This window comes from Paenibacillus sp. JT31N7 (genome assembly GCF_059692095.1).
The window spans coordinates 405,981-412,568 of sequence record NZ_JCAUAT010000004.1 but is presented as its reverse complement, the minus strand read 5'-3'; the positions used below and the strand labels follow the sequence as shown (position 1 = coordinate 412,568).

The following is a 6,588-nucleotide window of genomic DNA, read 5'->3' as shown; positions in this document are numbered from 1 at the left end:
GCATCGTCGCCTTGGTGAGCCGTTACCTCACCAACTAGCTAATGCGCCGCAGGCCCATCCGTAAGCCACAGATTGCTCCGTGTTTCACGGTCCCTCCATGCGGAGAAACCGATTATCCGGTCTTAGCTACCGTTTCCGGTAGTTATCCCGATCTTACAGGCAGGTTGCCTACGTGTTACTCACCCGTCCGCCGCTAAGTATCAGAGGTGCAAGCACCTCATCAACTCCGCTCGACTTGCATGTATTAGGCACGCCGCCAGCGTTCGTCCTGAGCCAGGATCAAACTCTCCGATAAAGTTGTGCCGGCCGTAAGGCCAGCGGTTTATCTCAAGCTGATAAGCTCAAAAATTCGTTGCTGACGAGAATTTCTTCTCATTATTGTCTCGATTTCTCGAGACGCTTCAATCACTCGTTGTTCAGTTTTCAAAGGACAATCTTGTGCGTGTCACTCATTTGTATCGGCCCGTTTCTCTTGGCCGGAATTCAATAATAACATGTCTGTTTTTTGAAGTCAATCTTTTTTTAAGATTAATTTCTCAGCTTTCGCTTCCGGCCTTGTTTATCAAGGGCTCGTCCGTGTCAGCTAAATTAATGTACCATGTCAGCAATAGCTTTGCAACAGGTTTTTTATTCCAATTGTTTTGCGCGCATGAAACAATGCTATAAGCATATCCTCACAGCGGTTTTTCTATACGTAACAAAGCGATCTTCTTAAGAAGGAGAATATGCGCATATTCTCCGGACGGCAAACGAAAGCTACCTTCATCTACCTAAGATATAGAGAGGAGGCGACCTCATGGAAAACAAAACACACCGCGGGAATTACGAGGGAACAACGAACATGAATGCGGAGAATCAGGATATGGAGTTTGCGAACGACACCCTGGAGCTGGCTGAAGATAAGCGCGCCATCCGAAATAAGGACAAGCTGCACACGCAAGCCCCGGATGCAAAAACGCAGGATTAAGCGAAAAACCAAAAGGGCCCCTATGGGAGCCCTTTTTATAATTGTGCGCTAAGGCTGAGCCTATGCTGTCCCGCTTGGCCTTCATAAATAGAAAGAAGAATTGCGGGCTTGTTCCTGCTTATGAGTCATTCCACCCTCGTTTCCCTTATAAGGGAAGAAGCGCCGTACGCTCCGATGTACGGAGACGCGAGATCATCTCCTGCCACGTTGCCGGTTTGTTTTCAAGTACGGTGTAGTAGCGGGTCAGAAAATCAGCGATAAGGGAAGACGACAGGTATTCCGCATTCTCATCCGAAGGCATAAAGCAAAGATCTAGTTCGTTCACGGCTTCTCCATCGTTCTGCCAGGAAGGGTGAACGTAAGGAAAGTCCAGTCTGCGGTAGCCAAGATGAGATAGAACTTCACGGCGCACGAAAGGATCCATCGGCTTAACGCCGCCAAACGAATGGTCCTCTACCCGGTACGGATCGTAAATCTCGGCGAACATGCCGATCATGGGCTTCCCGCTTCGAGCAGCCAGATCCGCCAGGTCATGCTGACGTTTGCGGCTCAGGAATCTGCCTATGCCGAGGCCCGGCTGGCCGATAATGGTAAAGTCGGTCATCGCGATTCCCAGATCGGTGTAATAGCGGTACTCGGTCGCTCCTACAACCTCTCCTTCGTGAACGGCGACGAACACCCGGATGCCCGGATCTTCGAGCGGTTCTTTCCACAGGTCATAATCAAGCACCTCTTCAGCGGGAAAAACGGTCTGCATGAGCTGGTGCATTTTCGCAAATAAAGGGTCGTTGATATCGGTAATACGTATGTATTCCATGAGCCTCATCCTCTCAAAATGTTGTTACTGAGACTGTTCGGCCATTCCCTTGGAAGGGGAACCGCCTATTATAGAAAGGGGTTCCTCCACTCCATCAGAAGGGCGTGATTCAGGGACTCTTCGTCTTCCAGGTAACCGGGAAGCACCGCGACCGGCATCCGTCCGCACCGCAGCAGGAAGCTGAGAACCGGGTCGTGAAGCAGTCCGGCTAGAACCGCGTCGACATACTGATCGGCGGTCATTGTGCCGGCCTGAGCCCCGTAACCGGGCATTCTTCCCCCGCCCAAAAGACGCCGAAGCCCCAGATGGACGACTGTCTCGTACATGGAGAACATCAGCCATTTGCCAAGGCCCAGCTTCCTGTAAGACGGCATCACGCAAACATCCACTACATAGAGGGAATCTCCCTCCGGATCGTGGTTCCGGATATACCCTCCGTCCGTGACTTCTTCCCAGGTATGCTCCGGGTGCAACGGATCGAACCGGGTGCGGAGTGCCGTCATGGAGCCGACGATTTTGCCGCCGACCTCCACGCAGAGAGCCCCCTCTGGAAATAGCCGGACATGGTTGCGGAGCTGCTCTTCGTTCCACCAAAGCTCTTCGGGAAACGGCGGCGGAAAGCTTAGTCGCTGCACTTCGATTAGAGCTTCGAAATCCGCTTCCGTGTAGCTTCTGATCAGGGCGGGAACCGGTTTCTCCCCGTCGAAAACGTACATTTTCTTCATATACTTGAGTGATTCGAATTCTGGTGTCGTATTCATCTCGTTCGGCCCCCCGCTTCCGTTAAAATTTTAATAGTTGCTTCAAATAACCCGCTGCCGGATTAAACCAATACGCCTTTATTTCCAATCGGTGTACAAATCGGTTCTGCGGTCGCGCCACGTGGTTACGGAGCCTTTCTCGCGGACTTCTTCCAAAAGGACCAGATCCAGATCGGCGGTAATGATCATGTCGTCGTTGATTTCTCCTTCGGCCAGTATGCCGCGTGGAGGAAAAGGTACATCGTTAGGGGTAAGAACGGCGGCCTGTCCGAAATTCCCTCTCATAAAGTCAACGGTTGGAAGCGACCCGATCGTGCCGGTTACTACCACATAGATCTGATTCTCGATGGTACGGGCATGGCAGGAGTAGCGTACGCGGTGGAAGCCGTGACGGTCGTCCGTGCAGGACGGGCAGAAAATAACATCGGCCCCGCGGGCTTTGGCCATGCGGACGATTTCGGGAAACTCCATATCGTAGCAGACGAGAATTGCGATGCGCCCCTTATCCGTATCGAATACTTGAAGAGCGCCACCGGCTCCCATGTTCCACTCCTTCACTTCCGTCGGGGTGATGTGCAGCTTCCTCTGCTCCCCCACCCGGCCGTCCGGATAAAATAAAAACGCGGAGTTGTACAAGCGCCCGCCGTCTTCAATGATATGAGTGCCGCCGATCAGGTGCATTCCGGTCGACTTGGCGAGCCCCTTGAACAGCTCCATATATGAGTCGGTAAAGGAGGGCAGATCGTTAATCGTCAGCGCCTCCTCCCCATGATTGCGAATGGACAACAGCTGGGTGGTAAAAAGCTCGGGAAAGAGCACGAAATCGGAATCGAATTCCTGCGCCGTTTTGACGTAATGCTCGACCTGATCCGCAAACTCCTGAAAGCTCGAAATGGTATGCAGATGATGCTGGACTGCGGAAACTCTGAATTTCAAAACGAACTCCTCCTTAGGCGGAAAAACTTGTCCGCAAACCCGTATGAACCGGATGGATTTGCCGATGATTTTATTATATGATGAATGATTGTGGAACAAAAGGAGGAATCCCCGTGCAGAAACAATTCAGCGAACACAATCAGACGGCCTGGAACCAGCATGCTTACGAGGCCTGGCGGAACCGTTTTGGAACCCCGGAGGAAGCGGCCGCGCTTATCAGCCGGAATCCGGAGGGAGCCGTGCGGTCTTTCAGCCGTTTTCTCGGGGACCTCAGCGGAATTAAAGCCGTTAATCTGCTCGGCTCCCACGGCAGTAAGGCCGCAGCTCTCGCCCTGCTGGGAGCGAGCGAAGTTACGGTTGTAGATATCGCGGCGGAAAACGCCAAATACGGAACGGAGCTGGCGGAAGCTGCGGGAGTGCGTGTCCGTTACGTCGTCTCCGATGTGCTGGAGCTTCCCGAAGAAGAGCTGACCGGCGACTACGGTCTCGCGCTTATGGAATTCGGCATTCTTCATTATTTCTTGGAGCTGAAGCCGCTATTCGACATAGTGGTTAAGCTGCTGGGTTCCGGCGGGCGGCTGATCCTGCAGGATTTTCATCCCGTGACGACCAAATTGATCTCTTCCCGCGGTTCGACCGCCAAGGTCCGGAAGCACAAAGTAACCGGCGATTATTTCGATACCTCTATAGAAGAGACGGATGTCGCCTACTCCAAATTTTTGCCGGGGCAGGATGAATCGGCCTTAATCAAGGTCCGGCACCGTAAGTGGACGCTCGGGGAAATCGTTACGGCCGCCGCTTCTTCGGGATTGTTTATCGAGATTCTGGAGGAAGAGCCTAACCGGTCTTCGGATGTTTACGACAAAGGCATTCCGAAATCGTATACTCTGGTGGCTAAAAAGCTCTAAATGGTTCTAGTTCCCACGGTGGCAGCGGCTTCCCGATTTCTTGCAGGATCGGATAGCATACTTTCGGATACGCTATAAATCAGAACCGTCACAACAAGAGTTGTGGCGGTTTTGGCCGTTTCGTAAAACCGAGCCGATTTGGTTAGAAGAGGCGGGAAACGATATACTTATAGAAGAAAGTTAATGGACATGGCGCCGCGTTGTTTAGGGCCCGGTTCAATAAGGTGTGCTGCGAATTGATCTACGGGGAAAAAAAGTTAACGTTGACGTTAACGTTAATTGAGAGTAATCTTGATATTAGCGACTGGGAGTGGTAAACATGACACGGTTAAAAATTGATGATGTCGCCAAGGAGACGGGATTGACCAAGCGTACGATCCGGTATTATGAAGAGATCGGCCTTCTGGAGCCGCCTACGCGCAGCGAGGGAGGCGTAAGGCTGTACACCCAGGAAAACGTGGATCGTCTGAAAAAAGTGCTGCTTGCCCGCGAAGTGCTCGGCTTTTCTTTGCAGGAGCTGCAGCATTTCCTGACAATCGATACACTGCTTGCATCCTACCGCGAAGGTTCTGGCGGCTATGCCGTCGAGCTGAAAAAGCAGGAGGAGCTCAAGCGCGTAGCGGACGGACTCGCCGAACAGGTGGATATGCTTGATCTCAAGATTCATAAGATGGAGGCGTTCCGCAAAGATATGGAAGAACTGCTCTCTAAGGTGCGCGAAGCGATTGGCCAGCCTCAAACGGCGGCGTCCTCCGGCAAGATCACGTCTTCCGGACAATAGCTGTGCTCATGGCACCCATTTCCCGGTCAGACTTGTGCGAGGGGTGCATATTTGTATGGATCAGGGAACAAAAAAGCAAACACGCGCACGTTACGTCACGGTGCTTGCAACTTTTCTTGCTTTTATGGGAATCGGGGTCGTCGATCCGATTCTTCCGATTATAGCCGAGAAAATCGGCGCGAATCCGGCGCAGATCGAGCTGCTTTTTACCGCCTACATCCTTACCATGGCGATTATGATGATTCCGTCCGGGCTTGCGGCGACCCGCTTCGGCGACAAAAAAATGATGGTCGCCGGCCTCGCCGTCGTGACCGTCTTCGCTTTTCTGTGCGGCGCATCCGGCGGCATTACCGAGCTCGCCTTGTTCCGGGCGGGCTGGGGCTTCGGGAACTCGATGTTCTTCGCCACTGCCATGACCCTGCTCATTGCCTTGACGCCCTCGGCCAATACCGCCGTCGGCATGTATGAGGCGGCGATCGGCCTCGGAATGGCGGGCGGACCGCTTGTCGGCGGACTGCTCGGCGGAATTTCCTGGCGGCTGCCTTTCATCGCGACAGGCTGTTTTGTGCTTATCGCGTTCCTGCTGGTACTGTTCATGATTCAGGAGCCGGAGAAAAAATCCGTCCGCAAAGCGGCCGGGTTCAAGGAGCTTATGCACCTGGCGACCCATAAGCCGTTCTTGCGCGTGGCAGGTTCCTCCATGTTCTATTATTACGGTTTCTTCGTCGTGTTGGCTTATTCACCGCTGATGCTTCATATGTCGGCCATCCAGCTCGGCCTTGTTTTCTTCGGCTGGGGCCTCATGCTTGCTTACGGCTCCGCGAAGCTGGCTCACAATCTGGAGGGACGCTTCAAGCCTTCCCAAATCATTCCGTGGAGCCTGGGAGCGTTCTGCTTCATTCTGCTGCTGCTGTTCCTTGTTCACACGCTGTGGCTGCAGATTCTGCTGATTATCGTCATCGGCCTGTTCTGCGGGTTAAACAATGCTTTGTTCACAAGCCATGTGATGGAAGTTTCTCCGTTTGAACGGAGCGTAACGTCCGGCGCCTACAATTTCGTGCGCTGGATGGGTGCGGCCATCGCTCCGGTATTGTCGGGCTACATTGCCCACCACCTGTCGGCCCAGCTGCCTTTCGCCGTGGCCGCAGGCCTGGCGCTCATCGCGGTCATCGCGATGTCCGTCTGGCGCAGCCGTCCGGCCAAAGCCGATGCAACCGGGCCGCAGGCCGGATAGACGCTGCCGGCGGGTTGGTGTCGGCGGGTTGGTGTCGGCGGGTTGGCGTCGGCGGGTTGGCGTCGGCGGGTTGGCGTCGGCGGGTTGGCGTCGGCGGGTTGGCGTCGGCGGGTTGGCGTCGGCGGATTGGCGTCGGCGGGTTGGCGTCGGCGGCGCATAAAAAGCCTTTCGTTCTCCCCGTTAC

General features: G+C 53.9%; 7 protein-coding genes and 1 rRNA gene. 4 read left to right on the top strand and 4 right to left on the bottom strand.

Features of this window, described 5'->3' with window-relative positions; genetic code table 11:
- A 16S ribosomal RNA gene (locus AC58P5_RS20465) occupies nt 1–295 on the bottom strand; the annotation flags it as partial.
- A 501-nt stretch (nt 296–796) separates the two neighbouring features.
- Here AC58P5_RS20465 and AC58P5_RS20460 point away from each other — a divergent pair.
- On the top strand, nt 797–967 hold the full coding sequence (locus AC58P5_RS20460; protein ID WP_497389784.1) for a hypothetical protein: 171 nt from the start codon (nt 797–799) through the stop codon (nt 965–967).
- A 145-nt stretch (nt 968–1,112) separates the two neighbouring features.
- On the opposite strand, the gene AC58P5_RS20455 is transcribed toward AC58P5_RS20460, so the two are convergent.
- The 3 genes from AC58P5_RS20455 to AC58P5_RS20445 form a co-directional block, all read right to left on the bottom strand.
- Nucleotides 1,113–1,784 carry a GNAT family N-acetyltransferase gene (locus AC58P5_RS20455; RefSeq protein WP_497389782.1) on the bottom strand — a complete coding sequence of 224 codons (672 nt, stop codon included), beginning with the start codon at nt 1,782–1,784 and terminating at the stop codon, nt 1,113–1,115.
- A gap of 68 nt (nt 1,785–1,852) precedes the next feature.
- Nucleotides 1,853–2,545 (bottom strand): GNAT family N-acetyltransferase, encoded by a 693-nt coding sequence (locus tag AC58P5_RS20450; protein ID WP_497389780.1) that lies wholly within the window; start codon nt 2,543–2,545, stop codon nt 1,853–1,855.
- Between the two features lie 78 nt (nt 2,546–2,623).
- On the bottom strand, nt 2,624–3,481 hold the full coding sequence (locus AC58P5_RS20445) for a carbon-nitrogen hydrolase family protein (RefSeq protein WP_497389778.1): 858 nt from the start codon (nt 3,479–3,481) through the stop codon (nt 2,624–2,626).
- A 113-nt stretch (nt 3,482–3,594) separates the two neighbouring features.
- Here AC58P5_RS20445 and AC58P5_RS20440 point away from each other — a divergent pair, with 113 nt between their 5' ends.
- The 3 genes from AC58P5_RS20440 (at nt 3,595) to AC58P5_RS20430 (ending at nt 6,404) form a co-directional block, all read left to right on the top strand.
- Nucleotides 3,595–4,389: a class I SAM-dependent methyltransferase gene (locus AC58P5_RS20440; RefSeq protein WP_497389776.1), complete on the top strand. Its 795-nt coding sequence runs from the start codon at nt 3,595–3,597 to the stop codon at nt 4,387–4,389.
- Between the two features lie 319 nt (nt 4,390–4,708).
- Entirely contained in the window at nt 4,709–5,170 is a 462-nt protein-coding gene (locus AC58P5_RS20435; protein ID WP_497389774.1) for a MerR family transcriptional regulator, read from the top strand.
- A gap of 55 nt (nt 5,171–5,225) precedes the next feature.
- Nucleotides 5,226–6,404, top strand: a complete 1,179-nt coding sequence (locus AC58P5_RS20430; RefSeq protein WP_497389772.1) for an MFS transporter — start codon at nt 5,226–5,228, stop codon at nt 6,402–6,404.
- Nucleotides 6,405–6,588 lie beyond the last annotated feature (184 nt).